We start from the raw sequence: 25403 nt of genomic DNA on the forward strand, positions 1-25403 counted from the left end.
GCCGGGAAACACACCGGAGAATCCGCGCGGAGATTGGGGAATGCATGGGCAGCGCCACCGGATACGTGCTGGGCGAGTTACGGATCTTCCGGACCGCGCTCGGGCTCAGTCAGGACGACTTCGGCCGGTGCATCGGCTACTCGGGTTCCCACGTCAGTTCGGTGGAGACCGGCGGCCGTCCGCCCACCCGGGAGTACATGAAGGCGGTCGACGAGACGTACTCGACGGGTGAGCGGTTCGGCCGGATGCTGCACGAGCTGTCCCGGCTGGACGCGGCACCGGCCTGGCTGCGGGAGTGGATCCAGTTCGAGCGCGAGGCGGTCACCCTGCGCTGGTTCGAGCTGTCGTACCTGCCGGGGCTGCTCCAGACGGAGCGCTACGCACGGGCCACCCTGGCCGGCGGGCGGTTCACGCCGGACGAGGTCGACCGGATCGTGGCCGCCCGGCTGGACCGGCAGGCCATCCTGGACCGGGAGAAGCCGCCCCAGCTCATCGTCGTGGTCGACGAGGCGGTGCTCCGGCGGCCGGTGCTCGACCAGCCGGGGCTGATGGCCGAGCAGCTCGACCACCTCGTCACCCGGATCGCCCAGGAGCACATCCAGGTCCACGTGGTGCCGACCGACGCCGGCATGTACCTGGGCCTCGCCGGCCAGTTCATCATCGCGGAACTCGCCGACGGCACCCGGATCGCTCATGCGGACAACCAGCTCACCGCGCAGATTGTCGACTCACCCACCGACGTTGCCAGGCTCGCGAGGACATGGGAGATTGTCCGCAACGAAGCGCTCCCCCGCCGGCAGTCAGCCGAGCTGATCAAGGAAGTGGCGAAGTCATGGATCTGATGGCCCCCCGGTGGCGGAAGTCGACCAAGTCCGGCGGCAACGGCGGTTCGTGTGTCGAGGTGGCCGACAACCTGCCCGGAATGGTGCTGGTCCGTGACACCAAGGACCGCGACGGCGGGACGCTCCACTTCGCCCCCGCCGCCTGGCAGGCCTTCGTCACCCTCGCCCGGACGGCCACCGGAAGTGAGGCCGAAGCGGGAACGTCCTGGTAGGTGTGGCCTGCGGCGAGGGTGAGGCACACCTATCCGGGACCAGCCGGCCGAGCACGGCAGCACGCAGTACGCCCCGGAACGTGGTCGGCACCGGCAGCCACCCGGATCAGGCCGGTACCTCCTCGGCCCGGCCCGACCCCGCAGCGTCCTGGCCAGCAGGAAGCGGGGCGGACTGGGCCGGGGTCGCCGGGCGCAGCTCCTCCAGCAGCTCCCGCATGGCGGCGAGGGTGGCCCGCGCCTCGACCAGGATGTCGGCGGGCCGGCCGGCGTCGGTGACCGCCACCAGGCGGCCGGCCCGGTCGAGCACGGCGTCCCGCAGCCCGTCGGCGATCCGGGCCCGCTCGGCGGCGGCGGCCACCACCGCCTGCGCGGCGGCGGCGGCCAGCGCGTCGTCCTCCCGGCTGAGCACCTGCCCGCGCCGTCCCCGCAGCACCGCGCCGACGCCCCAGGTGAACAGCAACGGCCCGGTCAGCAGCACCGCGACCATCAGCCCCAGGACGACCGCCCCGGGGACGTCCACCGGCCCGCCGCCGAGGGAGCCGTCGGCGGCGGCGGTACCGACCAGCCCGACGGCCAGCCCCACCGCCGCGAGGGGCGCGCCGAGCCAGCTCACCGCCGGCCGACCGGCGTACGCGCCGATGGCGTACACCGCCGCGAACTCCGCGACCCCGGCGGTGAAGAGCACGAGAGAGGCGTTCGTGGGCAGCCCGCCCCACAGCGCCGCCAACGGCCAGAGCGCCATCGCCGCGCCGACCCCGGCCAGGGCGAGCCAGGGCCGGTCCCGCCGCAGCAGCAGCGGCATCGCGTGCACCGCACAGAGCAGGGCGATCACCGCCAGGGTGCCCGGCTCGGCCAGCTCCACCACGAGTGGTTCGGTCTCCGCCGACACCACGGCCAAGGCGATCGGCACCGCCGTGGCCGCGGCGACCAGGCTGGCGGTCAGCAACGACCGCCGGGACGACTCCCCCGCCGGGGGTACCGGGGCACCGGCCCCGCCCAGCGGCAGCACCGCCCGGACCCGCCAGCCCGGACCGTCCGGCCCGGCGGTGAGAGTGCCGCCGAGGGCGGCGGCGCGCTCCCGCATCCCGACGATGCCCCGGCCGGCCCCGAGGGTCACCGGGGCGGCGTGCCCGGCCCCGTCGTCGGTCACCTCCAGCACCGCCGTCGCGCCCTCGACGGCGACCCGGACCCGTACCCGCGCGCCCCGGGCGTGGCGCAGCACGTTGGTCAGCGCCTCCCGCGCCAGGGCGTACACCGGTTCCGCGAGACCGGCCGGCAGGTCGGCGCGCACGTCGAGGGTGACCGGCTGGTCGAGCCGGCGGAACCCGGCGGCCAACTCCTCCAGCCGGGCCGCCAGGGGACGGTCGGCGTCCCGGTCGCCGTCGCGCATCACGGCCACCAGGCGGTGTAGCGCGGTGAGGGTGTCCCGGCTGGTGGTGGCGGCGAACGAGACCGCCTCGGCGACGAGGTCGGGACGCCGGGCGGCCAGCCGCTCGGCGGCGCCGACGGTGACCACGATCGAGGTGAGATGGTGGGCGCTGACGTCGTGCAGTTCCCGGGCCAGCCGGTGGCGTTCCTCCTCGGCGGCCCGGCGCAGCTCCCCCTCGGCGGCGACCAGCCGCTCGGCCACCGTCGAGCGCCGGGCCAGCCACCGCCGCCGGCTGCGCCCCAGCTCGGCGGCGATCAGGTACCCGAGGAGGGCGAGCACCACCTCGCCGAGCCAGGTCGGGCCGGGGCCGAAACGCACCAGGCCGACCACGGCGGCGCAGCCGGTGGCGCCGGCCACCGCGAGCCAGGTGATCCGACCCGGTGCCCACACACCGACCGAGAAGAGCGCGACCAGCTCGGCGACGACGAGCAGCCACAGCTCGTCGGCGTTGATCGCCAGCAGGCCCGTGGCCTGCGCGGCCAGCACCACCACCAGGGCCGGCACGGGAGCCCGCCGACGCCAGCCCAGCGCCCCGCCGACCACGACGGCGGCGACCACGACGGCGACCAGCCGCCACGGCTCCGGCGTCGTGCCCCGCAGCACGGGCAGGCCGGGCCAGAGCAGGAGCTGCCCACCGACCAGGGCCGTGGGCAGCAGCCAGGTGCGGACGAGAGCCATGATGGGTACGACCCTACGAACCGCCCGCCACTGCCGGCCCGCGCCCTGGGCAGGCGGTGGGCCACGTCCCAGGCGTCGCGGCAGGTGCTGGCGGTCGACGTGCCGCTCCTGCCGGCGTACCCCGTGCTGGTGGCCCGGCTCGCCACCCGTCGCCGGCCGGCGACGGGGGTCCCCCCGCCGGAGCCGACCCCACCCCTGGTCGGGCGGCGGGGACCGGAATGTCGCGGGTGGTGCCGAGCCGGCCGGGCCGCAGGGGGCAGGATGGCGAGGTGGACGGACACGACATGCTGCTCTCCCCCGCCGGTGTCGACGCGCTGCGCACCGCGCTGACCCGGGCCGGTTACACCTCGGACGGCATCGCCGCGCGGCTCGGCCCGCAGGCCACCGCCGGGGTGGCCCGCAACGACTTCCGCGCCGCCCTGCGGGCGACCGAGGACCGGGACCCGCTCGGCACGCTGATCCGGTTGTTCGTCGGTGAACAGGTCGAGCCGGAGGAGGCGGTGGCCGCCGCCCTCGCCCCGCTGCCGCTGGCCGACGCGTTCGCCGCCGGCCTGGTCGAGCGGTACGGCGACGGGCTGCGGATGGGGCTGGACCTGGAGCCGTACGGGTCGGACTGGTGGGTGCTCTCCGACGTGCCGGCCAGCGCCCGGCCGGGTCGGCCGCTGCCCGCCGAGCACGTGCTCGGCATCGGCGGGGCGACCCAGACGCTGGTCGGCGCGACCGTCCGGCGGCCGGTGGAGTCCGCGCTCGACCTGGGTACCGGCTCGGGCGTGCAGGCCCTGCACCTGTCCACCCACGCCCGCCGGGTCACCGCGACGGACCTGTCGGAGCGGGCGCTGCGCTTCGCCGCCACCACCGCCGCGCTCAACGGTCAGGACTGGGAACTGCTCCGGGGTGACCTGGTCGCCCCGGTCGCCGGTCGCCGGTTCGACCTGGTGGTGAGCAACCCGCCGTTCGTGGTGGGCCCGGGGACCACCACCCACGTGTACCGGGACTCCGGGCGGGTCGGCGACGCGGTCGGCGCGGAACTGGCCGCCGCCGCGCCGGGACTGCTCACCGAGGGCGGCACCATGCAGTACCTGGCGAACTGGGTGCACGTCGCCGGGGAGGACTGGGGCGACCGGGTGGCCGGCTGGTTCGCCGGGACCGGCCTGGACGCCTGGGTGCTCCAGCGGGAGGTCGCCGACCCGATGGCGTACGTGAACCTGTGGCTCGCCGACGTCGGCGACACCGTGGACCCGCAGCGGGCCGCCGCCTGGCTGGACTGGTTCGACGCGCACAAGATCGAGGCGGTCGGCTTCGGCATCGTCTCGCTGCGCCGGGGCGGCCACGACGACCCGGTGGTCCGGGTGGAGGACCTGCGGCAGCGGGTGGAGCCGCCGCTGGGCGACCGGATCGCCGACTGGTTCGACCGCCAGGACTGGCTGCGGGTACGCGACACCGCCGGGCTGCTCGCGCAGCGGTACCGGGCCGCCGACGGGCTCCAGCTCCGGCAGGAGGCGACCATGGGCGACGAGGGCTGGGCGGTGGACCGGCAGGTGCTCGTCATGCCGCACGGGCTGCGGTGGAGCGAGGAGATCGACCCGCTGGTGCTGGCCCTGGTGGGCGGCGCGGACGGGAAGCTGCCGCTGCGGGACCAGCTCGCCCTGCTCGCCGCCGCGCACGACGTCACGGTCGACGAACTCGCCGAGGCGGCCGGGCCGATCGTGGCGCACCTGGTGGAACGCGGTGTCATCGAGCCGGTGGCCGGCTGATGCGGGCGGTGGTGCAGACCGTCGACCGGGCCAGTGTCACCGTCGACGGCGAGGTGGTCGGCGCGATCACCGACGGCCTGCTGGTGCTGCTCGGGGTGACCCACACGGACACCCCGCAGGTGGCCGAGACCATGGCCCGCAAGCTGCACGAGCTGCGCATCCTCGACGGTGACCGGTCGGCCGCCGACACCGGCGCCCCGCTGCTGGTGGTCAGCCAGTTCACCCTGTACGGCGACGCCCGCAAGGGCCGCCGCCCGAGCTGGACCGCCGCCGCCCCCGCCGAGGTCGCCGAGCCCCTGGTCACCGCGGTGGTCGAGGCGCTGCGCGCCCGGGGCGCGACGGTCGAGACCGGCCGCTTCCGCACCCACATGCTCGTCGACAGCCGCAACGCAGGCCCCCGCACCCTCCTCCTAGACCTCTAACCCCCCACCCCACCCCACCCCCTCCCCCACTCCCCCCTCCCCCCCTCGCCCCCTCGCCCCCTCGCCCCCACTCCCCCTCGCCCCGGTGATCATGGGGTTGGCGGCGCTCCCGAACTCCACGAGTGCCGCCAACTCCATGATCAACCCCTTGGGGGGTGGGGGTCAGAAGAAGAGGCCGCGGGAGTGGAGGGACTGGCGGAGCCAGGCGTCGAGTTGGGCGGTCCAGTCGGTGTGGTCCAGGGTGGCGTGGTCGACGGTGAACCGGCCGAAGGCGTCCCGCCCCTCGGTGAGCAGCCCGCCGCGCTTGTCCAGCTCCAGCACCACCTGGGTCTGGTACGGGTCGGCGATGAAGGTGACCTCCAACTGCTTGATCGCACGGGCGTACTGGGGCGCCGGGTGGAACTCGATCTCCTGGTAGAAGGGCAGCGTCTGGCGTACCCCGTAGATGTGGCCGCGTTCCACGTCGGCGGTGGCGAACCGGAAGCCCAGCCGGAGCAGCGCGTCCAGCAGCCGTTCCTGGGCGGGCAGCGGGTGCACCGACACCGGGTCCAGGTCACCGGAGTCGACCGCGCGCGCCACCTCCAGCTCGGTGCGCAGCCCCATCGTCATGCCGTGCAGGTGCTGGCCGTACAGCACCGTCACCGGGGTCTCCCAGGGCACGTCGAAGCGGAACGGGATGTCGTACCGCTGGCCGGGAGCGAGGTGGAACGCCCCGGTGACGTGCTGCCGGTGGAACTCCTGGTTCGTCTGGTACTCGTTGTCGCCGCTCTCCACCTCGACCCGGGTCTGCAGCCCGAGCGAGACGTACGAGATGTCCACCGGGTGGTCGCCGCCGGCGACCTGGATCCGGCCCTCCAACTGGCCGCCGGGGCGGCAGTTCGGGTTGGCCAGGACGGTCTCCACCGCCGGGCCGCCCACCCCCATCGCCTGCATGAGCCGCTTGAAGACCATGAAGCCCTCCGTCACCTGTGCTCGGTCGGCCCCGATGGCCGTCGCTGGCACCGTAGTCGACCACGACAAGACCACTGACCAGGTTGAACGGACGGCATCGGGTACCGTGTCGGCCGACCGGACGCGAGTCACCGATGACCGTGTGTGACCACTCGACTGCACCGTACCCGACTATTCCTGTCGGGTCCCCGATCACCTCACTCCCGTTTCACGTACCGCCCGCCAAGCTGTGTGTCATCGGCGCCACCCGGTGGCCCGGTACGCGGCACAGAGTCGACGCGGGGAGACGACAGAGATGGTCCAGGAGATGATCGAGCAGCAGCACGGCCCGACCGCCGACAACCTCACCGACCTCGACGCCACCGACGAGCGTGGTGTCTCCACGGACCTGGTGCGGGCGTACCTCAACGGCATCGGCCGGACGAAGCTGCTGACCGCCGCACAGGAGGTCGACCTGGCCCGGCGGATCGAGGCGGGGTTGTTCGCCGAGGAGAAGCTGACCGCCTGCACCCCGCTCTCCGTCGAGTTGCGGGCCGACCTGGAGCTGGTCGCGGCGGAGGGCCGTGCGGCCAAGGACCACCTGCTCGAGGCGAACCTGCGCCTCGTGGTGAGCATCGCCAAGCGGTACACCGGTCGCGGCATGGCCTTCCTCGACCTCATCCAGGAAGGCAACCTCGGCCTCATCCGCGCCGTCGAGAAGTTCGACTACACCAAGGGCTACAAGTTCTCCACCTACGCCACCTGGTGGATCCGCCAGGCCATCACCCGCGCCATGGCCGACCAGGCCCGCACCATCCGCATCCCGGTCCACATGGTCGAGCAGGTCAACCGGATGGTCCGGGCCCGCCGGGAGCTGTCGGTCTCGCTGGGCCGCGAGCCCACCGTCGCCGAGGTCGCCCGCGCGATGGACGTGCCCGAGTTCCAGGTGATCGAGCTGATCTCCTACGACCGCGAGCCGGTCAGCCTGGACCAGGCGGTCGGCGAGGACGGCGAGAGCGCGCTCGGTGACTTCGTCGCCGCGGTCGACCCGCGCGACGAGCCGGGTGAGGGCGCCACCGAGGGCGAGCTGCGCAACGAGGTACGGGTGGTGCTGTCCACCCTGTCCCAGCGGGAGCAGGCGGTGATCCGGCTGCGGTTCGGGCTCGACGACGGCCGGCAGCGCACCCTGGACGAGGTGGGTCGGGAGTTCGGTCTGTCCCGGGAGCGGATCCGGCAGATCGAGAAGGTGACCCTGCTGAAGCTGCGGGCCCCGGAGCGGGCCCAGCGGCTGGAGGCGTACGCCTGCTGATCCGCGTGGTAGGAAGGGCCCCGGTGGTGCACCGGGGCCCTTCGCCATGCCCCTGACCTGGGGGCCCCTCCTTACAGGCGGCGGGGGCCGGTGTCGGGGCGCAGGACGGCGGAGCCGATCCGGACGGTGGCGTGCAGCACCGCGTACCCGTCGGGGCGGGCCAGCACCGGGTTGAGCGTCAACGCGCGGACCCGGGGCTGGTCGTCGACCAGGCGCCCGACCCGTAGCAGCAGGTCGGCCAGGGCGGCCCGGTCGACCGGGGCGGCGCCCCGGTGCCCGTGCAGCAGCGGCGCGGCGCGGGGCTCGTCGACCAGGTCGAGGGCGTCCCGGTCGGTCAGCGGTACCGCCCGCCAGGCCCGGTCGCCGAGCAGTTCGGTGGCCACCCCGCCCAGGCCGAAGCCGACCACCGGCCCGAACGCCGGGTCCTCCACCACCTCGACCACGCACGGCACCCCGGGCGCGACCATCGCCTGGACCAGCACGTCCGCGCCGAAGGCCGCCGACATCTCGGCGTACGCCCGGCGGGTCGCCGCCGGGTCGGCCAGGTCGAGGCGGACCGCGCCGAGGTCGAGCCGGTGCCGCAGCCCCGGGGCGGCGGCCTTGAGCGCCACCGGGTACCCGATCCGGTCGGCGGCGGCGAGCACCTCGTCGGCGGTGCGTGCGGGCACCGAGTCGACCACGTCGATGCCGTACGCGGCGAGCAGCCGGCCGGCCGGGTCCGGGGCGCCGGGGCGACCCACGGCCGGCTCGGCACCCTCGGCGCGGATCGCCGCCGTACCCGCCGCCGGGTCGATCCGGGGCAGGTCGGGCAGCGTACCCGGGTCCCGGCCACGCCAGTCGGCGTACGTGGTGACCCGGGCCAGGGCGCGGACCGCCTCCTCCACGCTCGGGTACGCCGGCACACCGGCCGGCAGCCGACCGGCCAGGAACGTCGCCACCGTCGGTTTCCCGGTCGCCGAGGCGGCCGGCAGGGCGGCGGCGAAGTCGCTGTCCACATCGGTGAGCTGACCGGGCAGCGCCGGGGCGAAGACGGCCACCAGGGCGTCGACCCCCTCGTCGGCGGCGGCCTCGGCGAGCGCGACGGCGAACTCCGGCGCCCCCGCCCCCGGGCCCACGTCGGAGGGGTACCCGGCGGCGACGGTCAGCCCCTGCGCGGCGCAGGCGGTGGCGGCCAGGCCGGTCAGCGCCGACGAGTTGCCGACGATCCCGACCCGGGGGCCGGCGGGCAGCGGCTGGTCGGCCAGGAGCAACCCGACGTCGAGCAGTTCGCCGACGGTGTCCACCCGGATCACCCCGGAGTGGGCGAAGAGCGCGGCGACCGCCTCGGTGTCCGGCCCCGGGCTGTCCCCCACCCCCGGCGACCGGGCCGGGGAGGCGAGCGCCACCACCGGCTTCGCCCGGCCGATCCGGCGGGCCAGCCGGGCGAACTTGCGCGGATTGCCGAAGGTCTCCAGGTACAGCATGATCACGTCGGTGCCCGGGTCGGCCTGCCAGTACTGGAGCAGGTCGTTGCCGGAGACGTCGGCGCGGTTGCCGGCGGAGACGAAGCTGGACAGCCCGAGCCCGCGCCGGTGCGCCTGCGCCAGCAGGGCCACCCCGAACGCGCCGGACTGGCTGAAGATCCCCACCGACCCCGGGGCGGGCAGCACCGGGGCGAGGGTGGCGTTGAGGCGGACCGCCGGGTCGGTGTTCGCCACGCCGAGGCAGTTCGGGCCGACCACCCGCATGCCGGCCGCGTGGGCGGCCCGGACCAGGGCCCGCTGCGCCGCCGCGCCCGCCGGGCCGGCCTCGGCGAAGCCGGCCGAGACGACCACCAGGCCGTGCGCCCCGGCGGCGGCCGCGTCGGCGACCACCGCCGACGCCCGCTCCGGCGGCACCGCGACCACGGCCAGGTCCACCGGCAGACCGGCGTCGGCCGCGCAGGGGTACGCGGGCAGCCCGGCGACGGTCGAGGCGCTCGGGTGCACGGGGACGACCGCCCCGGCGAAGCCACCGTCGCGCAGGTGCCCGAGGACCGCCGCGCCCACCCCCTGACCGGTGGCACTGGCCCCGTAGACGGCCACCCCCCGGGGCGCCAGCAGCCGGGCGATCGACCGCGCCTCGGTCCGGTGCTCCCGGCCGCGCTGCACCTGCAGGGTCTGCTCGGTGGGGGCGATCGGGAAGCTCAGGTGCACCACCCCGTCGGCGAACTGCCGCTGGACCTGGTACCCGAAGTCGGCGAAGACCCGCAGCATCGCCCCGTTGGCCGGCAGCACCTCGGCGACGAAGCTGGTGACGCCGGCCCGGCGGGCCGCGTCGGCGAGGTGTTCCAGCAGCACCGAGCCGATGCCCCGGCCCTGGTGGGCGTCCTCGACCACGAACGCCACCTCGGCCTCCGGCGCCTGCGGGCCGAGCCGCTCGTACCGGCCGACGGCGACGATCTCGTCGCCGACCAGCACCACGAACGCCTCCCGGTCGTGGTGGTCCACGGTCACGAACCGGCGCAGGTCCCGGTCCGGGATGCGCGGGTACGGCGAGAAGTACCGCAGGTAGCGGGTGCGCTCGGAGAACCGCGAGTGCATCGCCACGATGCCCGGCCCGTCCTCCGGCCGGATCTGGCGCAACTGGACGGTCGTCCCGTCGCTGAGCAGGACGTCCACCGGTTGCGTCAGCACGGTCACGGCCGCCTCCCTCCCCTGTGGCCGGTTCAGTCGCGGGGATCGTGCGGGTCGAGCCCGAGCAGCGGGAAGACCGACCGGCGGGTGGCCGCGATCGCCCGGTCCACCGGGTTCGGCTCCCCGGTCGGCTGCCACGGCTCGTACCCGGGGTCGACGTCGTCGGTCATCCGCAGCGGGACCTCCCGGCCGGGCCGGCGGGCGGCGGCCAGTTCCCGCCAGGCGGGCGGGGTCAGGGTCGCCGGGTCCAGCGGCGTGCCGGTCGCCACCGCCAGCAGGTGCGTCCAGGCCCGGGGCACCACCTCGACCAGGGCGTACCCGCCGCCGCCGGTGGCCACCCACCGGCCGCCGCAGAGTTCGTCGGCGAGCGCCCGCAGGGCCAGGTACGTGGCGCGCTGCCCGTCCACCGACAGGTGCAGGTCGGCCAGCGGGTCGGCCCGGTGCGCGTCGGCGCCGCACTGGGTGACCAGCACCTGGGGCCGGAACGCGCGCAGCACCGACGGGACGATCGCGTGGAAGGCCCGCTGCCAGCCACGGTCGTCGACGCCGGGCGGCAGCGGGACGTTGACCGCCGTGCCCGCCGCGCCCGGTCCGCCGGTCTCGTCGGGGAACCCGGTGCCGGGGAAGAGCGCGAGCGGCGTCTCGTGCAGGCTGACCGTGAGCACCCGGGGGTCGGTCCAGAAGACCCGCTGCACCCCGTCGCCGTGGTGCACGTCCACGTCGACGTACGCGATGCGTTCGGCACCCAGGTCGAGCAGGCGGGCGATCGCCACCGCCGGGTCGTTGTAGACACAGAACCCGGCGGCCCGGTCCGGCATGGCGTGGTGCAGCCCGCCGGCCACGCTGACCGCCCGCCGGGCCTCGCCACGCCAGACCGCCTCGGCGGCGGCCACGGTGGCCCCGGCGACCAGCGCGCTGGACTCGTGCATCCCGGGGAAGACCGGATTGTCCGAGGTGCCCAGCCCGTACCCGGCGAAGAGCGGATCGGCCGGCGCGGCCCGGACCGCCGCCAGGTAGCCGGGGTGGTGCACCCGGGTGAGCAGGGCGTCGTCCGCCGGCTCCGGTTTGACCAGCCGCACCCCGGGCCGGTCCAGGACGCCGAGTTCGCGGGCGAGCGCGATGGTCAACTCGACCCGCACCGGGTCGAGCGGATGGTCCCCGAGGTCGTAGGCGAGCAGGGCGTCGTCCCACACCACCACCGTGTCGTCGGCCATGGGCCCATGGTCGCACGAGGTCGGGCCGGGGCCCGGCCGCGACGACCGGCGGCCGCCGGAGTGTCTCGGCCCCGGCCGGGGACGTCCCAACCGGGTCCTCCGGGGCGGCAGGGCGGCGGGCGGCGGTCAGGTTCCGTCGCCGGTGGCCACCGGGCGGGCCGGGTCGGCCACCCAGTTGCTCCACGACCCGACGTACAGCGCGGCGTCCGGCCGCCCGGCCAGGTGCAGGGCGAGGACGGCCTGCGCGGCGGTCACCCCGGAGCCGCAGTACGCCCCCACCGGTCGGGCGTCGGTCACCCCCGCCCCGGCGAACCGGCGGCGCAGGCCGGCGGCGTCCGGGTACCGGCCGTCCGCGCCGACGAGGTCGGTGAGCGGCAGGTTCACCGCCCCGGGTACGTGCCCGGCGACCGGGTCGATCGGCTCGGTCTCGCCCCGGTACCGGGCGGCGGCCCGGACGTCGAGCAGCACGCCCGCCCGCTCCGGGTCACCGCCTCCGGACTCCCCGGGGCGGTGGCCGGACCCGGCGGCCAGGCCGGCGGCCTGCGCGGCGTCGAGGACCGGGAGGGCTCCGGGGCGCACCACCACGTCCCCCGGTGCCGGGGTCGGCTGGTCGGTGGTGGTGGTCAGCCCTGCGGCCAGCCAGGCCGACCAGCCGCCGGAGAGCACCCGGACCGGCCGGTGCCCCGCCCAGCGCAGCGTCCACCAGGCCCGGGCGGCGGCCAGCCCGTCGCCACCGTCGTACACCACCACGGGGTGACCGGCGCGGACCCCGGCGGCCCGCAGCGCGGCCTGCAGGCGGACCGGGTCGGGCAGCGGGTGCCGGCCGGCGGGGCCGGGCGGGCCGCAGAGGTCGGCGTCCAGGTCGAGGAAGACCGCGCCCGGCAGGTGGCCGGCGGCGTGGTCGGCGCGGCCGGAGGGACCGGCCAGCCGCCAGCGGACGTCGAGCAGGGTGGGCGGGTCGGGGCGGTCCAACTCGGCGGCGAGGTCGGCGGGCTCGACGAGCGGGTTCGGGATTCCGGACATGGCGACCAGTCAACCTCATCCGGGACAGCGACCTGGCGGTTCGCCGACGGTCGTCCGGCGCAGGTCAAGGTAGCATCGACCACCGGGAGGCCGCTGACGTGAAGCATGACCTGGTCGACACGACCGAGATGTACCTGCGCACCATCCTCGAACTGGAGGAGGAGGGCGTGCCGCCGTTGCGCGCCCGGATCGCCGAACGGCTACGGCAGAGCGGCCCGACGGTCAGCCAGACCGTGGCCCGGATGGAACGCGACGGGCTGCTCACCGTCGAGGGCGACCGGCACCTGACCCTCACCACCCTGGGCCGCAGCACGGCGGTCGCCGTGATGCGCAAGCACCGCCTCGCCGAGCTGCTGCTGGTCAACGTCATCGGGATGCCCTACGAGGAGGCCCACGAGGAGGCCTGCCGCTGGGAGCACGTGATGAGCGACGCGGTCGAGAAGCGGGTGTACGACCTGCTCAACCGGCCGACCCGGTCGCCGTACGGCAACCCGATCCCGGGGCTGGAGGAGCTGGGCACGCCGGAGCAGCCCGAGGTGCAGGTCACCGAGAACGAGCGGAACCTCGCCTTCCCCGGCCTCTCCGGCCCGGTGGTGGTGCGGCGGATCTGCGAGAGCGTCCAGACCGACGCGGACGTGCTGCGGCAACTGCACGCGGCGGGCGTCGACCCGGGGGCCATGGTGACCGTCGCGCAGGAACGGGACGGCGTCTCCATCGACCGCTCCGGCGACCGGGTCCGGCTGCCCCGCGAGGTCGCCTCCCGGGTCTTCGTCGCCGCCGCCTGACAGATTGGGTGTAAGGAAGGGCCCCCTCTTAACGCATACGGTTAAGAGGGGGCCCTTCCTGACACCTGGGTCAGAGGGGTGCGACCTGGATCGTCTTCGCCAGGTCGGCCAGCTTGCCGGTCAACTCCTCGGCAGCGGCCCGCTCGGTGTCGGGCGGCAGGGTGTAGTGCAGGACCGCCAGCCGGCTCTCGTCGGCCAGCCAGCCCACCTCGGCGGCCGGCCCGTTCTTCCCGGACGCCGCGACGGTGCGCCGGTACGCCTCCTGCCCCAGGCCGGCGACCTTCTCGGCCTTGTCCGGCACCATGTCGGCGGTGAAGGCGGCCTTGTCCAGCGAGGTCTTGCTGACGCTCAGGGTCAGCTCGGGCAGGCTCTCCCGCCCGACCCGGAGCACGCAGGTGTGGCTGTCGCCCCGCTCGCTGGCCGCCGCCACGTCGAACCGGACCCCGGCGTGCTCCTCGATCACCGCGAAGTCGAGCATCCCGCAGGCGCCCCCGGCGGAGGCCGCCACCGCCCCGTTCGGCACCGGTGCCATCGCCGGTAGCGCCACCGGCTCGTTTTCCTTCGCGCACCCCGACGCCAGCAGCACCACCGCTGCGGCACACCAGATCCGCCCGCGCACCATCCACCCTCCCGACGACGGTCGTCCGCGCCACGTCCGTCGGACACCGTACGGCGTGGATCCCGTCGAGGAAAGTCGTCAGTCGGACACGTACGGGCAGTGTCGGCAGCCACGCCCGCAGCAGGTACCCCGTCTGGCGAGGAACCCGGCGCTGAGCACGAACAGCCCGCTGGTCGGGTCGAGGTAGCCCGCCTCCCCGGCGGCCAGGGCGGCGGCGTGCGCGGCCAGGATCCGTTCCCGCTCCGGGTGCCCGGGGGACAGCCGGGACGGGTGCGGCTCGGTCAACGGCCGGGCCGCCAACGGACGCCGCTCTCCCCTCCCCACCCGCAGCAGTGTAAGGAAGGGCCCCCTACTAACGCATACGGTTAGTAGGGGGCCCTTCCTTACCGCCGGGCGGGCCCGGGTGTGTCGGATCAGCTACAGCCGCTGGTGGAGCCGCAGCCCTCGCAGACGTAGCAGCTACCGGCCGGGCGCATCTTCGTCCCGCAGGTGAAGCAGAGCGGCGCGTCGGCGGCCTTGCCGATGACCGCCTCCAGCAGTTCGGTGCTGGAGCCGACCGACGGCGCCGGCTTGACCGCCGCGACGTCGGCGACCTCCTGGGCCGGCTGGGCGACCGGGCCGGTCTTCGGCTCCGGCGTCTCGACCGGGGCGGAGGCGGCCATCGCGGTGAGGTCCGCACCGCCCGCCTCCGCCTCCGCCTCGGCCCGGAGCTGGGCGGCCCGCTCCTTGGCGGTGAAGATGCCCAGTTCCGCGCGGCGCTCGTACGGCAGGAAGTCCAGGGCCAGGCGGCGGAAGATGTAGTCCATCACCGAGGCGGCCATCCGCACGTCCGGGTCGTCGGTCATGCCCGCCGGCTCGAAGCGCATGTTGGTGAACTTGCTGACGTACGTCTCCAGCGGGACGCCGTACTGGAGACCGATGGAGATGGCCACCGAGAAGGCGTCCATCACGCCGGCCAGGGTCGAGCCCTGCTTCGACATCTTGAGGAAGACCTCGCCGAGGCCGTCGTCCGGGTACGACGAGGCGGTCAGGTACCCCTCGGCGCCGCCGACCGAGAAGCTGACCGTCTGGGACGGGCGCTTCTTCGGCAGCCGCTTGCGCACCGGGCGGTACTCGACGACCTTCTCCACCACCGTCGAGACCTCGGCGGCCGGGGCCTGCACGGTCTCGGTGGTCTTGTTCGGCTTGGCCGCCGAGAGCGGCTGGCCGACCTTGCAGTTGTCCCGGTAGATCGCCAGGGCCTTGAGGCCGAGCTTCCAGCCCTCGAAGTAGATCTTCTCGACGTCCTCGACGGTGGCCGCCTCCGGCATGTTGACCGTCTTGGAGATGGCCCCGGAGATGAACGGCTGGACCGCCGCCATCATCCGGACGTGGCCCATCGGGGCGATCGAGCGCTCGCCCATGGCGCAGTCGAAGACCGGGTAGTGCTCGGTCTTCAGGCCGGGGGCGTCCACCACGTGACCGTGGTCGGCGATGTGCTCGACGATCGCCTCGACCTGCTCCTCGGGGTAGCCGAGGCTGCGCAGGGCGCGCGGCACGGTCTGGTTGACGATCTGCATCGAGCCGCCGCCGACCAGCTTCTTGAACTTGACCAGCGCCAGGTCCGGCTCGACACCGGTGGTGTCGCAGTCCATCATCAGGCCGATGGTGCCGGTCGGGGCGAGCACGCTGGCCTGCGAGTTGCGCCAGCCGTTGCGGTCGCCGAGCTTGTTGCCCTGGGTCCACTGCTTCGTGGCCTCCCGCTGGATGGCGGTGGCCACGGTGCCGGCCGGCTTGATCGCGTCGTTGGCGGCGGCGTGCTTGCGCATGACCCGCTTGTGCGGCTCGGCGTTGCGGGCGTACCCGTCGTACGCGCCGACGATGCCGGCCAGCTCGGCGGAGCGGCGGTACGCGGTACCGGTCATCAGCGAGGTGATCGCGGCGGCGACCGAGCGCCCCTGGTCCGAGTCGTACGGCAGGCCGGAGGCCATCAGCAGGGCGCCCAGGTTGGCGTACCCGATGCCGAGCTGCCGGTAGGCGCGGGTGGTCTCGCCGATCTTCTCGGTCGGGAAGTCGGCGAAGCAGATCGAGATGTCCATCGCGGTGATGACGAACTCGACCGAGCGGACGAACTTCTCCACCTCGAAGCCGCCGTCGGCGCGCAGGAACTTCATCAGGTTCAGCGAGGCCAGGTTGCACGAGGAGTTGTCCAGGTGCAGGTACTCCGAGCACGGGTTCGACGCGGTGATCCGCCCGGTCTCCGGGCATGTGTGCCAGTCGTTGATGGTGTCGTCGTACTGCAGGCCCGGGTCGGCGCACTCCCAGGCGGCCGTCGAGATCGTCCGGAACAGGTTCTTCGCGTCGATGGTCTCGATCACCGCGCCGTCGAGCCGGCCGCGCAGGTCGAAGCCGCCGCCGCTCTCCACGGCGGTCATGAACTCGTCGGAGACCCGGACCGAGTTGTTGGCGTTCTGGTACTGGACGCTGACGATGTCCGAGCCGCCCAGGTCCATGTCGAAGCCGGCGTCCCGCAGCGCGCGGATCTTGTCCTCCTCGCGCGCCTTGGTGACCACGAACTCCTCGATGTCCGGGTGGTCGACGTCGAGGATGACCATCTTGGCGGCCCGCCGGGTGGCCCCGCCGGACTTGATGGTGCCCGCGCTGGCGTCCGCGCCGCGCATGAAGCTGACCGGGCCGGAGGCGGTGCCACCGGAGGAGAGCAGCTCCCGGGAGGAGCGGATCCGGGACAGGTTCACCCCGGAGCCGGAGCCGCCCTTGAAGATCAGCCCCTCCTCCTTGTACCAGTCGAGGATCGAGTCCATCGAGTCGTCGACGGCCAGGATGAAGCAGTTGTGGACCCGGAGGTTCCCGGCCAGGAACTCGCCGCTCTCGGTCTGGATGTCGTAGACCGCCATCGCGCCCAGCGGCTCGATCCGGTCGATCTCCAGCCGCTTGACGTCGTTGGCCGGCCGCCCCGGCGTGGCGAAGCTGGCCTCGAGCCTGGCCATCTTCTCCGCGCCGACGAAGCCGATGTGGGTGGCGAAGGCGTCGCGGTCACCGTCGTTCTGGATCCGGACGGTCCACATGTCCTGCCGGTTCGGCCGGGGGTCGGCCTTCCGGGAGACCCGGGAGAAGATCCCGAACCGCAGCAGCAGGCTCTGCACTCCCCGGATGAGCTGCTCGGAGACCATGTCCGCCGCCACCAGGGTCGAGCGCTCCCGGACGGAGACGTACCCCTCGGCCTGGAAGATGCTGCGCAGGTACGCCGTGACGACCGGCAGCGGCGCGGTGAACAGCCGCTGCGGCACCGTCATGTCGGCGCCCCGGACCGACAGGTCCCACTTGTCCACGAAGGGCCGCAGGTGCTCGCCGTAGAGGCGGGTGCGCCGGCAGTCCAGCTTCTCGTCCTGGGTCGTCACGGTGCGGACCTTGCGGTGCGCGTCCGGGAAGACCGCGTCGAGGGTGCCGGTCACCCAGTCCAGCTCGTCGTCGTTGACGGTGATCGCCTCGATCGTCAACGACCGGTTGGTGCCCTCGGCGTACTGGCCGACGAACCCGTCCGACTGGAGCCAGCCCGCGAGGGCGGCCTCCCGGATCTCCCGCAGGTCTATCTCGCCCTCGCCGTGGGCGAAGGTCCGGTGCCACTCGAGCTGGTCACCCGGCTCCAGGGTGCCCGCCTCCACCCAACGCCCGGTGCCGACCCCGGTGCTGAGCCAGACGACGTGGTCCGGGGTGACGTCGAGCTGGTAGCCGGCCTTGGTGTGCAGCCGGATGACCTCCCGCACCCCGTTGTCCTTGACGGCGACGATCTTGGTCAGCCCGGTTCCGTCGTACACCTTGGTCCCGACGGCCCCCTCCTCGACCAGCTTGCCGATCGGCACCAGGCCGTCCGGGGTGCTCACCAGCGAGTCGTACGGAAGACACGCGCTGACCTGCTGCGGCGACGGCGTACCGACGTTGAACCAGACCGGGGAGTTGAAGCTGAACACCTGGTGCAGCAGCATCCAGGTCAGCTCGTGGGCGAAGACCTCCGCGTCGGCCGGGGTGGCGAAGTAGCCGTACTCCTCACCGGCGGCGCGGTAGACGCCGACCACCCGGTCGATCAGCTGCTTGAGCGACCACTCCCGCTCCGGGGTGCCCACCGCGCCCCGGAAGTACTTGGTGGTGACGATGTTGGCCGCGTTGACGCTCCACGCCTCCGGGTACTCGACCCCGCGCTGCTCGAAGTTGATCGAGCCGTCCCGCCAGTTGGTCATGACGATGTCGCGCCGCTCCCAGGCGACCTCGTCGTAGGGGTGGACCCCCTCGGTGGTCCAGACCCGCTCGATCTTGAGCCCCGCGCCGGCCTTGCTCCGTGACCGACTGGTTGTCACGCCGTCCCCCGCCATCTCATCCGCCCCCTCGTCTGCGCAGCGCGCTGCCACGCCTGGTTACTGTCATGAACTTCGCCGTGTTCGTCGGCCGGCGCGGGTGGCCCGCGCCGCGCCGGTCGGTCAGGCCGGGGCCCCGCGCAGGCCGGTGGCCGGTGCGGCCCCGGCGGCGGGGTCGCCGCCCGGCGCCGCCGGCGGCGCTCCGGTCGGTGGCTCGGCGGCGGCGCCCTCCCGGGCCCGCGCCACGGCCCGCAGCGTCTCGATCTCCCGCTCAAAGTCCGCGAGCGAGTCGAACGACCGGTAGACGCTGGCGAACCGGAGGTACGCCACCTCGTCCAGGTCCCGCAGCGGGCCCAGGATGGCCAGCCCCACCTCGTGGCTGGGCAGCTCGGCCGCGCCCTTGGCCCGGACGGTCTCCTCGACCTTCTGCGCCAGCAGGGCGATCGAGTCCTCGTCGACCGGCCGCCCCTGGCACGCCTTGCGCACCCCTCCGATGATCTTCGTCCGGCTGAACGGCTCGGTGACCCCGCTGCGCTTGACCACCGCGAGGACCGCCTCCTCGACCGTGGTGAACCGCTTGCCGCACTCCGGGCAGGACCGCCGCCGGCGGATCAACTGGCCGTCGTCGGCCTCCCGCGAGTCGACCACCCGGGAGTCGGCGTGCCGGCAGTAGGGGCACCGCATCGCCCGACCTCCTTCATCGATCGCGGGAAACGCCGTTCCCCGGGCACGCGTCGAGGTGCGCCAGCCATCGCCGATGGCTGCCGCCGGTTGACCGTGCGGGGAGTGCGGTCGGTAGCCGAACCCAACCTGTAGGCGACTTACACCCATGTGACTACTACATCTAGGGGTCGACCGTATGCCGCCGACGGACCGCGGTCAAGTTGGCCGGCGTGTCCGGCGCGTCACCGCGGCAGCACCCAGCCCACCCCCACCGAGAACCCAACCCGGTCAGCCGCCGACGGGTTACCGGCAGCGACCGAACGAGCCGGAACAACCCCCGGGACCGAACACCCGTACCAATTCGACGTACCATTTATCAGAACACCCGTTCGAGTGGCGCGGATTTCCGTCTCGACACGCCGGAAGAGGTCGTACAGATGTTTGAAAATGGCCGATCTCACCGATACGGTCAGGAACAGCCGGGCGCGGCGATCCCGCCGGTCCGCCCGGCGTCCACCGTACGCACCATGTGCCGCCAGGCAGCCAGCGCCGACCAGCAGGGAGGACGGACGTGACCGAGGACCGGGTCAGCCGGCAGGAGCACCCGCAGCAGAGCACCGAGGCGGGCACGCCGGCCACGCGGCGCCGGAGCACCACGCGCGCCCGCGCGGGGCGACCCGCCGTCCGCCCGGTCGCCCCGGTCAGCGCGTTCCCCGAGCCGGCCACCGTCGACCTGACCGCCCGGCAGCGCCGGATCCTGGAGTTCATCCGGACCTGGGTCGACCGGCACGGGTACCCGCCGAGCGTCCGGGAGATCGGCGAGGCGGTCGGCCTGGTCTCCCCGTCCAGCGTCGCGTACCAGCTCAAGGAGCTGGAGAAGAAGGGCTTCCTGCGCCGCGACCCCAACCGCCCGCGCGCGGTGGACGTCCGCGCCCCGGGCGACGCGGTCGACGACGAGCTGAGCCGGGCGCAGCGCCCCACCCCGGCGTACGTGCCGATGCTGGGCCGGATCGCCGCCGGTGGGCCGATCCTCGCCGAGCAGGCCGTGGAGGACGTCTTCCCGCTCCCCCGCGAACTGGTCGGTGAGGGCGAGGTCTTCATGCTCCAGGTCAAGGGCGACTCGATGCTCGACGCGGCGATCTGCGACGGCGACTGGGTGGTGGTCCGCCAGCAGCCGACCGCCGACTCCGGCGAGATCGTGGCCGCGATGCTCGACGGCGAGGCCACCGTCAAGACCTACCGGCACCGGGACGGGCACGTCTGGCTGATGCCGCAGAACCCGGCCTTCGACCCGATCCCGGGTGACGACGCCACCATCATGGGCCGGGTCGTGGCGGTGCTGCGCCGGATCTGACCCCCGCCGCCGTTTCCGGGCGGGGCCACCGGGTCGCTAGTAGCGCTCGCCCCGGTAGTCGCCCCGCCCACCGTACGGCTGCCCGTACTGGCCGCCCCGGCCGTCGTCGGGGCCGGGCTCCCGGCGCCGACCGGCCCGGGGCTCCCGGGGCTCCGGCTCGCGGGAACCCCGGCGGGGCGGCTCGGCCCGGCCGCCGCCGTACGTCCCGCCCCGACCGCCACCGCCGGAGTGACCACCCCGGCCGCCGGCCGGGGGTGGTCCGCCACGGCCACCACGCCCGTTGCCGGGGGGCGGGCCGCCCCGGTCACCGCCGAAGTCGGCGTCCCGGCCGCCGGGCGGCCCGCCAGGACCGCCACGGCCTCCGCCGGGACCACCGCGTGGCCCCTCGGGGCCCGCCGGAGCGCCGGCGTAGCCGCCGCCACCCCCGGCGGGGGGTCGACCGCCCCCGTAGACCCCGCCGCCACGGGCGGGCTGGCCACCGCCGCCGTAGACCCCGCCGCCCACCGGGGCGGCCTTGCCGCCCCGGGCGCCGCCGGGGCCGGCCTTACCGGCCCGGCCGCCCGGCCCGGGAGCACCCTCGGCCCGGGCGGCGGCCGGAGCCCCGTACACGCCGGGCGCGGCGGCCCCACCGCCGTAGACCCCACCCCGGGCCCGGTCCCCGTCCCGGGCGGGACCGGTGCGGCCCGCGTCGTCCGGGGTGGGACCGTCGTCGGGCCGGCGCTCCTCCGGGTCGTCCTGCGGACGGCGGCGGGAACGCAGGATCCCCACGATGCCGGCACCCACCAGCAGCGCGCCGAGAATCCCGATCGCCGCGATCAGGTACGTGATGTCGTCCAGGGAGAGGCCGGACAGGAAGGACTGCTCCTTGGCCGGTGGCGGCTCGGGCCCGGCGGCGAGCTCCGCCGCGGTCTTCTGCGACGGGGTGTACGCGAGGATGTCGATCGGATCCGAGTCCTCGAGCTGACCGCCGTCGGAGACGGTGACGAAGGTCCTGCCGTCCGGCGTGTACGAGATCGCCTCGCCGAAGGGGTCGGCCAGTGGCGTCACCCGGGGCGTACCCGTGGTCAGGGCGCCGAGCACGTCGCCGTCGGTGACGTCGTACTCGAAGGCGTCCGCGTAGGTGCGCAGCACCACCCGGGTGCCGTCCGGCGACCGGGCGGCCCCGGTGACGGCCAGCCGGCCGGGGGCGCCCAGCCGGTTGTCGGTGGTGGTCTTCGGGAGGGTGACCTCGCCGACCTTCTTCATCGGCACCGGGTCGGTGTCACCGGACTTCAGCGGCCCGGTCGGGGTGAAGATCTGCGACTTGCCGTTGAGCTCCTTGGTGATCACCAGCGGCAGGTTGTCCGGGCCGATCAGCAGCGCCTCCGCGTCGTGCGGCTTGCGCTCCGGGTATGACAGGCGGTGCAGCACCGGGCGCTCGGAACCGTCGACCGGCATGGTCCACACCGCGACCCGCTGCCGGCGTTCGCGGCTGGTGATGTTGTCACCGATGTCGGCGATCCAGAGCGTCTGACCGTCCGGGGAGAGCGCCAGGTCCTCGGTGTCGAACGGCCCCTGCTGGGTGTACTGCACCACCTTGGTGACCCGGCACCGGCTGTCGAGGTAGAAGACGCGCTTGCGCTCCTCGACGTCGGAGCTGTCGTTGACGACGATGTAGCCGTTCTCGGTGGCCACCAGGCCGGAGAGCTCCCGCAGGCGCTCGTCCGCGACCGTGCATCGCTTCTTGCCCGGCTCCGCCTCGGTCTGCGGAGCCGGCGCGGCCGTGGCCGCGCCGGGAAACGCCACGGTGGCCCCGAACAGGGCGACGGCAACCGTGAACAAGGAGACGACGCGGCGCATGACGTCAGTGTCGCATGTCTCTGTTACCGGTTAGTCGACGCCGGTCAGCGGTGGGCGGTCACCACCCGGTCCGTCCGGTCCTCGTCGAACGGCGCCAGTTCGGCGGCGAGCCCCTCGTCCACCCGGACGTGCAGCAACGTGCCCTCGGGCAGGTGCTCGGTGCTCAGCACCTCACCGTGCTGGTGCACCCGGGCGACCAGGTCTCCCCGGTCGTACGGCAGCACGGCCCGGACCTCGACCGCCGGGGTGGGCAGCCGGCTCTCCACCACCGCCCGTAGCTCGTCGATGCCGCGCCCGGTGTGGGCGGAGACGAAGACGGCGTCCGGCCAGAGCCGCTTGAGTCGCAGCAGCGCCTCCTCGTCGGCCGCGTCGACCTTGTTGACCACCAGCAGCTCGGGCAGCCGCTCCGCGCCCGCCTCGACGAGCACCTCCCGGACCGCCCGGACCTGCTCCTCCGGGTCGGGGTGGGCGCCGTCGACGACGTGCACCAGCAGGTCGGCGTCGGCGACCTCCTCCAGCGTCGAGCGGAACGCCTCGACGATCTGGTGCGGCAGGTGCCGGACGAACCCGACGGTGTCGGAGAGGGTGTACTGCCGCCCGTCGGCGGTGGTGGCCCGCCGGGTGGTCGGGTCGAGGGTGGCGAAGAGCGCGTTCTCCACCAGCACGCCCGCCCCGGTGAGCCGGTTGAGCAGGCTGGACTTGCCCGCGTTGGTGTACCCGGCGATGGCCACCGCCGGCACCGCGTTGCGTGCCCGCCGGGCCCGCTTGGTCTGGCGTACCGTCTTCATGCTCTTGATCTCGCGGCGCAGCCGGGCGATCCGGTGACGGATGCGCCGCCGGTCGGTCTCCAGCTTGGTCTCACCGGGACCACGCAGGCCCACGCCGCCGCCGGCCCCACCTCCGCCGCCGGAGCCACCGGCCTGCCGGGAGAGGGCCTCGCCCCAGCCGCGCAGCCGGGGCAGCAGGTATTCGAGCTGGGCCAGCTCGACCTGCGCCTTGCCCTCCTTGCTCTTGGCGTGCTGGGCGAAGATGTCCAGGATCAGCGCCGTCCGGTCGATCACCTTGACCTTGATCCGCTGCTCCAGGTTGCGCAGCTGGGACGGGGAGAGCTCACCGTCGCAGATCACCGTGTCGGCACCGCAGGAGCGGACCACCGCGCCGAGGTCCTCGACCTTGCCGCGACCGATGTACGTCGCCGGGTCGGGCCGGGTACGGCGCTGGATGAGCCCCTCCAGGACCTGCGATCCGGCGGTCTCGGCCAGCGCGGCGAGCTCGGTGAGCGAGTTCTCCGCGTCGGCGACCGTACCCTCGGTCCAGACACCGACCAGGACGACCCGCTCCAGTCGCAGCTGCCGGTACTCGACCTCGGTGACGTCGGTGAGCTCGGTGGAGAGGCCGGGAACGCGACGCAGGGCCTGGCGCTCCGACAGCTCCAGCTCACCGGTGGTGGCGTCGAGTTCCTCGCCCTCGACTGAGACGAAGGTCTCCTGGTCTCGCAAACCGCTCTCCCGCCTGTTGTCCGACAACGTCACAAGTGTCCGATAGATAGCTGACCGGGCAGTATCTGGCAGCTACCGGTAATCCTGTCATGGAGCAACGCCGCACGCACGTGCTATATGCCCGCCTCCGACCGGTGATCCAGGAGGGTGAACGCGGTCTCCGCCGGCCAACCAGGGGGTGAATGCCGGACGACCTCGGCGGGCGAGTAGAAAGGCGGGGCGACATCTGACCGGCCGCCAGCGTTGACGGAGGGGATTTTCCGTGGCCATCACCCGACTTCCGAGTGCCGGATTCTCGATCACGATCCGGATCGCGGTGCCTGCGGACGCCTCCTCGATCGGCCGGCTGACCACCTGTGTCGGCGAGTCCGGCGCGATCGTCACCGCCCTGGACGTGGTCGACTCCGACCCGACCAACGTGATCGTCGACCTGACCTGCGACACCGCCGACGCCAACCACGCCGACCAGGTGGTCCAGGCGCTGAGCGCGCTGGACGGCGTGGACGTGCGCAAGGTCTCCGACCGCACCTTCCTGCTGCACCTCGGCGGCAAGATCGAGGTCGCCTCCAAGGTCTCGCTGCGGACCCGCGACGAGCTGTCCCGGGCGTACACCCCGGGCGTGGCGCGGGTCTGCCAGGCGATCGCGGAGAACCCGGCCGACGCCCGCCGGCTGACCATCAAGCGCAACACGGTCGCCGTGGTCAGCGACGGCTCGGCCGTGCTCGGCCTGGGCAACCTCGGCCCGGCCGCCTCGCTGCCGGTGATGGAGGGCAAGGCGGCGCTGTTCAAGCGCTTCGGCGGGGTGGACGCCTGGCCGGTGGTGCTGGACACCCAGGACACCGACGAGATCGTGCAGATCGTCAAGGCGATCGCCCCCGCGTACGGCGGGATCAACCTGGAGGACATCGCCGCGCCGCGCTGCTTCGAGATCGAGGCCCGGCTGCGGGACGCGCTGGACATCCCGGTCTTCCACGACGACCAGCACGGCACCGCGATCGTGGTGCTGGCCGCGCTGACCAACGCGCTGCGCGTGGTCGGCAAGCAGCTCGCCGACGTCCGGGTGGTGGTCTCCGGGGCCGGCGCGGCGGGCACCGCGATCATGAAGCTGCTGCTGCGCCAGGGCGTGGGCGACATCATCGCGTACGACCGGCAGGGCGCCCTGCACCGTGGCCTGACCGGGCTCAACCCGGCCTGGCAGTGGCTGGCCGAGAACACCAACCGGGACAACTACTCCGGTGACCTGGCCGGGGCGGTCCGGGGCGCGGACGTCTTCATCGGGGTGAGCGCGCCGAACCTGCTCACCGGCGACGACATCGCCACCATGGCCAAGAGCGCAATCGTCTTCGCGCTGGCCAACCCGGACCCGGAGGTGGACCCCCGGGAGGCGCGCAAGCACGCCGCGGTGGTCGCCACCGGCCGTTCCGACCAGCCGAACCAGATCAACAACGTGCTGGCCTTCCCCGGCGTGTTCCGGGGCATGCTGGACGCCCACGCCGAGGAGTTCACCGAGGAGATGGCGATCGCCGCCGCCCGCGCCATCGCGGACGTGGTCGGCGAGGAGAAGATCAACCCGACGGTGATCGTGCCGAGCGTCTTCGACTCGCGGGTCGCCCCGGCGGTCGCCGCCGCCGTCCGCGCCGCCGCGCAGAACCCGGCCGCCACGCCGGCCCCCGCCGCCGACCCCGGCCCCGCCGACCTCCCCGAGATCGCCGCCACCGCCTCCGCCACCCCCTGACCCGCCCGCCACCGCCCGCCCCTCCTCGGCCCCGCCCCTCCTCGGCGATCTTGCAGTTGCCGCCCCGACAAAGCGGGCGAACGGTCCAGAACG

General features: G+C 73.9%; 18 protein-coding genes and 3 pseudogenes. 8 read left to right on the forward strand and 13 right to left on the reverse strand.

What is annotated here, in order from left to right:
• Positions 1-44: 44 nt before the first annotated feature.
• Both ACQUFX_RS16935 and ACQUFX_RS16940 read left to right on the forward strand, forming a co-directional pair.
• Positions 45-842 (forward strand): helix-turn-helix domain-containing protein, encoded by a 798-nt coding sequence (locus ACQUFX_RS16935; RefSeq protein ID WP_428961347.1) that lies wholly within the window; start codon positions 45-47, stop codon positions 840-842.
• Complete coding sequence (locus ACQUFX_RS16940) at positions 833-1054, forward strand: DUF397 domain-containing protein (protein ID WP_428961348.1); 222 nt, start codon at positions 833-835, stop codon at positions 1052-1054. Before ACQUFX_RS16935 ends, ACQUFX_RS16940 begins: the two co-directional genes overlap by 10 nt.
• Before the next feature lie 106 nt (positions 1055-1160).
• Here ACQUFX_RS16940 and ACQUFX_RS16945 read toward each other — a convergent pair whose 3' ends face one another.
• Entirely contained in the window at positions 1161-3161 is a 2001-nt protein-coding gene (locus ACQUFX_RS16945) for a sensor histidine kinase (protein ID WP_428961349.1), read from the reverse strand.
• A gap of 269 nt (positions 3162-3430) precedes the next feature.
• Here ACQUFX_RS16945 and ACQUFX_RS16950 point away from each other — a divergent pair, with 269 nt between their 5' ends.
• Positions 3431-4915, forward strand: coding sequence for a DUF7782 domain-containing protein (locus ACQUFX_RS16950; protein ID WP_428961350.1), 1485 nt, complete (start codon positions 3431-3433; stop codon positions 4913-4915).
• The gene (dtd, locus tag ACQUFX_RS16955) at positions 4915-5337 is read left to right on the forward strand and encodes a D-aminoacyl-tRNA deacylase (protein ID WP_428961351.1); all 423 of its coding nucleotides are present in this window, start codon (positions 4915-4917) and stop codon (positions 5335-5337) included. Before ACQUFX_RS16950 ends, dtd begins: the two co-directional genes overlap by 1 nt.
• Positions 5338-5499: 162 nt before the next feature.
• Here dtd and ACQUFX_RS16960 read toward each other — a convergent pair whose 3' ends face one another.
• On the reverse strand, positions 5500-6288 hold the full coding sequence (locus ACQUFX_RS16960) for a sporulation protein (RefSeq protein ID WP_428966979.1): 789 nt from the start codon (positions 6286-6288) through the stop codon (positions 5500-5502).
• Between the two features lie 295 nt (positions 6289-6583).
• On the opposite strand from ACQUFX_RS16960, the gene sigB reads away from it, so the two are divergent.
• Positions 6584-7576, forward strand: a complete 993-nt coding sequence (gene sigB / locus ACQUFX_RS16965) for an RNA polymerase sigma factor SigB (protein WP_428961352.1) — start codon at positions 6584-6586, stop codon at positions 7574-7576.
• Positions 7577-7647: 71 nt separating this feature from the next.
• Here the strand turns inward: sigB and ACQUFX_RS16970 are convergent, their stop codons facing one another.
• The 3 genes from ACQUFX_RS16970 to ACQUFX_RS16980 form a co-directional block, all read right to left on the reverse strand.
• Positions 7648-10266, reverse strand: coding sequence for a bifunctional acetate--CoA ligase family protein/GNAT family N-acetyltransferase (locus ACQUFX_RS16970; RefSeq protein ID WP_428966980.1), 2619 nt, complete (start codon positions 10264-10266; stop codon positions 7648-7650).
• Positions 10263-11444, reverse strand: coding sequence for an acetoin utilization protein AcuC (locus ACQUFX_RS16975; protein WP_428961353.1), 1182 nt, complete (start codon positions 11442-11444; stop codon positions 10263-10265). The genes ACQUFX_RS16970 and ACQUFX_RS16975 overlap by 4 nt, the downstream gene beginning before the upstream one ends.
• A 126-nt stretch (positions 11445-11570) precedes the next feature.
• Complete coding sequence (locus tag ACQUFX_RS16980; RefSeq protein ID WP_428961354.1) at positions 11571-12467, reverse strand: sulfurtransferase; 897 nt, start codon at positions 12465-12467, stop codon at positions 11571-11573.
• Between the two features lie 98 nt (positions 12468-12565).
• Here ACQUFX_RS16980 and ACQUFX_RS16985 point away from each other — a divergent pair, with 98 nt between their 5' ends.
• Entirely contained in the window at positions 12566-13252 is a 687-nt protein-coding gene (locus tag ACQUFX_RS16985) for a metal-dependent transcriptional regulator (protein WP_428961355.1), read from the forward strand.
• A 70-nt stretch (positions 13253-13322) separates the two neighbouring features.
• Here the strand turns inward: ACQUFX_RS16985 and ACQUFX_RS16990 are convergent, their stop codons facing one another.
• From ACQUFX_RS16990 to nrdR, 6 genes and pseudogenes are all read right to left on the reverse strand, one after another.
• Positions 13323-13874, reverse strand: coding sequence for a hypothetical protein (locus ACQUFX_RS16990; RefSeq protein WP_428961356.1), 552 nt, complete (start codon positions 13872-13874; stop codon positions 13323-13325).
• Between the two features lie 75 nt (positions 13875-13949).
• A complete protein-coding gene (locus tag ACQUFX_RS16995; RefSeq protein WP_428961357.1) occupies positions 13950-14195 on the reverse strand; it encodes a DUF5522 domain-containing protein in 246 nt (81 codons plus the stop codon).
• Positions 14196-14284: 89 nt separating this feature from the next.
• A pseudogene (locus tag ACQUFX_RS17000) lies at positions 14285-16708 on the reverse strand (vitamin B12-dependent ribonucleotide reductase); the annotation flags it as partial.
• A gap of 180 nt (positions 16709-16888) precedes the next feature.
• Positions 16889-17164, reverse strand: a pseudogene (locus ACQUFX_RS17005) (LAGLIDADG family homing endonuclease); the annotation flags it as partial.
• A gap of 462 nt (positions 17165-17626) precedes the next feature.
• Positions 17627-18238, reverse strand: a pseudogene (locus ACQUFX_RS17010) (vitamin B12-dependent ribonucleotide reductase); the annotation flags it as partial.
• A gap of 105 nt (positions 18239-18343) precedes the next feature.
• Positions 18344-18904 (reverse strand): transcriptional regulator NrdR, encoded by a 561-nt coding sequence (gene nrdR, locus ACQUFX_RS17015; RefSeq protein WP_428961358.1) that lies wholly within the window; start codon positions 18902-18904, stop codon positions 18344-18346.
• Between the two features lie 550 nt (positions 18905-19454).
• Here nrdR and lexA point away from each other — a divergent pair.
• Positions 19455-20237 (forward strand): transcriptional repressor LexA, encoded by a 783-nt coding sequence (lexA, locus tag ACQUFX_RS17020; RefSeq protein ID WP_067372378.1) that lies wholly within the window; start codon positions 19455-19457, stop codon positions 20235-20237.
• A 36-nt stretch (positions 20238-20273) separates the two neighbouring features.
• Here lexA and ACQUFX_RS17025 read toward each other — a convergent pair whose 3' ends face one another.
• Complete coding sequence (locus ACQUFX_RS17025; protein WP_428961359.1) at positions 20274-22076, reverse strand: WD40 repeat domain-containing protein; 1803 nt, start codon at positions 22074-22076, stop codon at positions 20274-20276.
• Positions 22077-22120: 44 nt separating this feature from the next.
• Complete coding sequence (gene hflX, locus ACQUFX_RS17030) at positions 22121-23575, reverse strand: GTPase HflX (protein WP_428961360.1); 1455 nt, start codon at positions 23573-23575, stop codon at positions 22121-22123.
• 262 nt (positions 23576-23837) lie between these two features.
• On the opposite strand from hflX, the gene ACQUFX_RS17035 reads away from it, so the two are divergent.
• On the forward strand, positions 23838-25310 hold the full coding sequence (locus tag ACQUFX_RS17035) for an NAD-dependent malic enzyme (protein WP_428961361.1): 1473 nt from the start codon (positions 23838-23840) through the stop codon (positions 25308-25310).
• The last annotated feature ends 93 nt before the right edge of the window (positions 25311-25403 follow it).

It is taken from the genome of Micromonospora fluostatini, assembly GCF_050410825.1.
Lineage (GTDB): Bacteria > Actinomycetota > Actinomycetes > Mycobacteriales > Micromonosporaceae > Micromonospora > Micromonospora rosaria.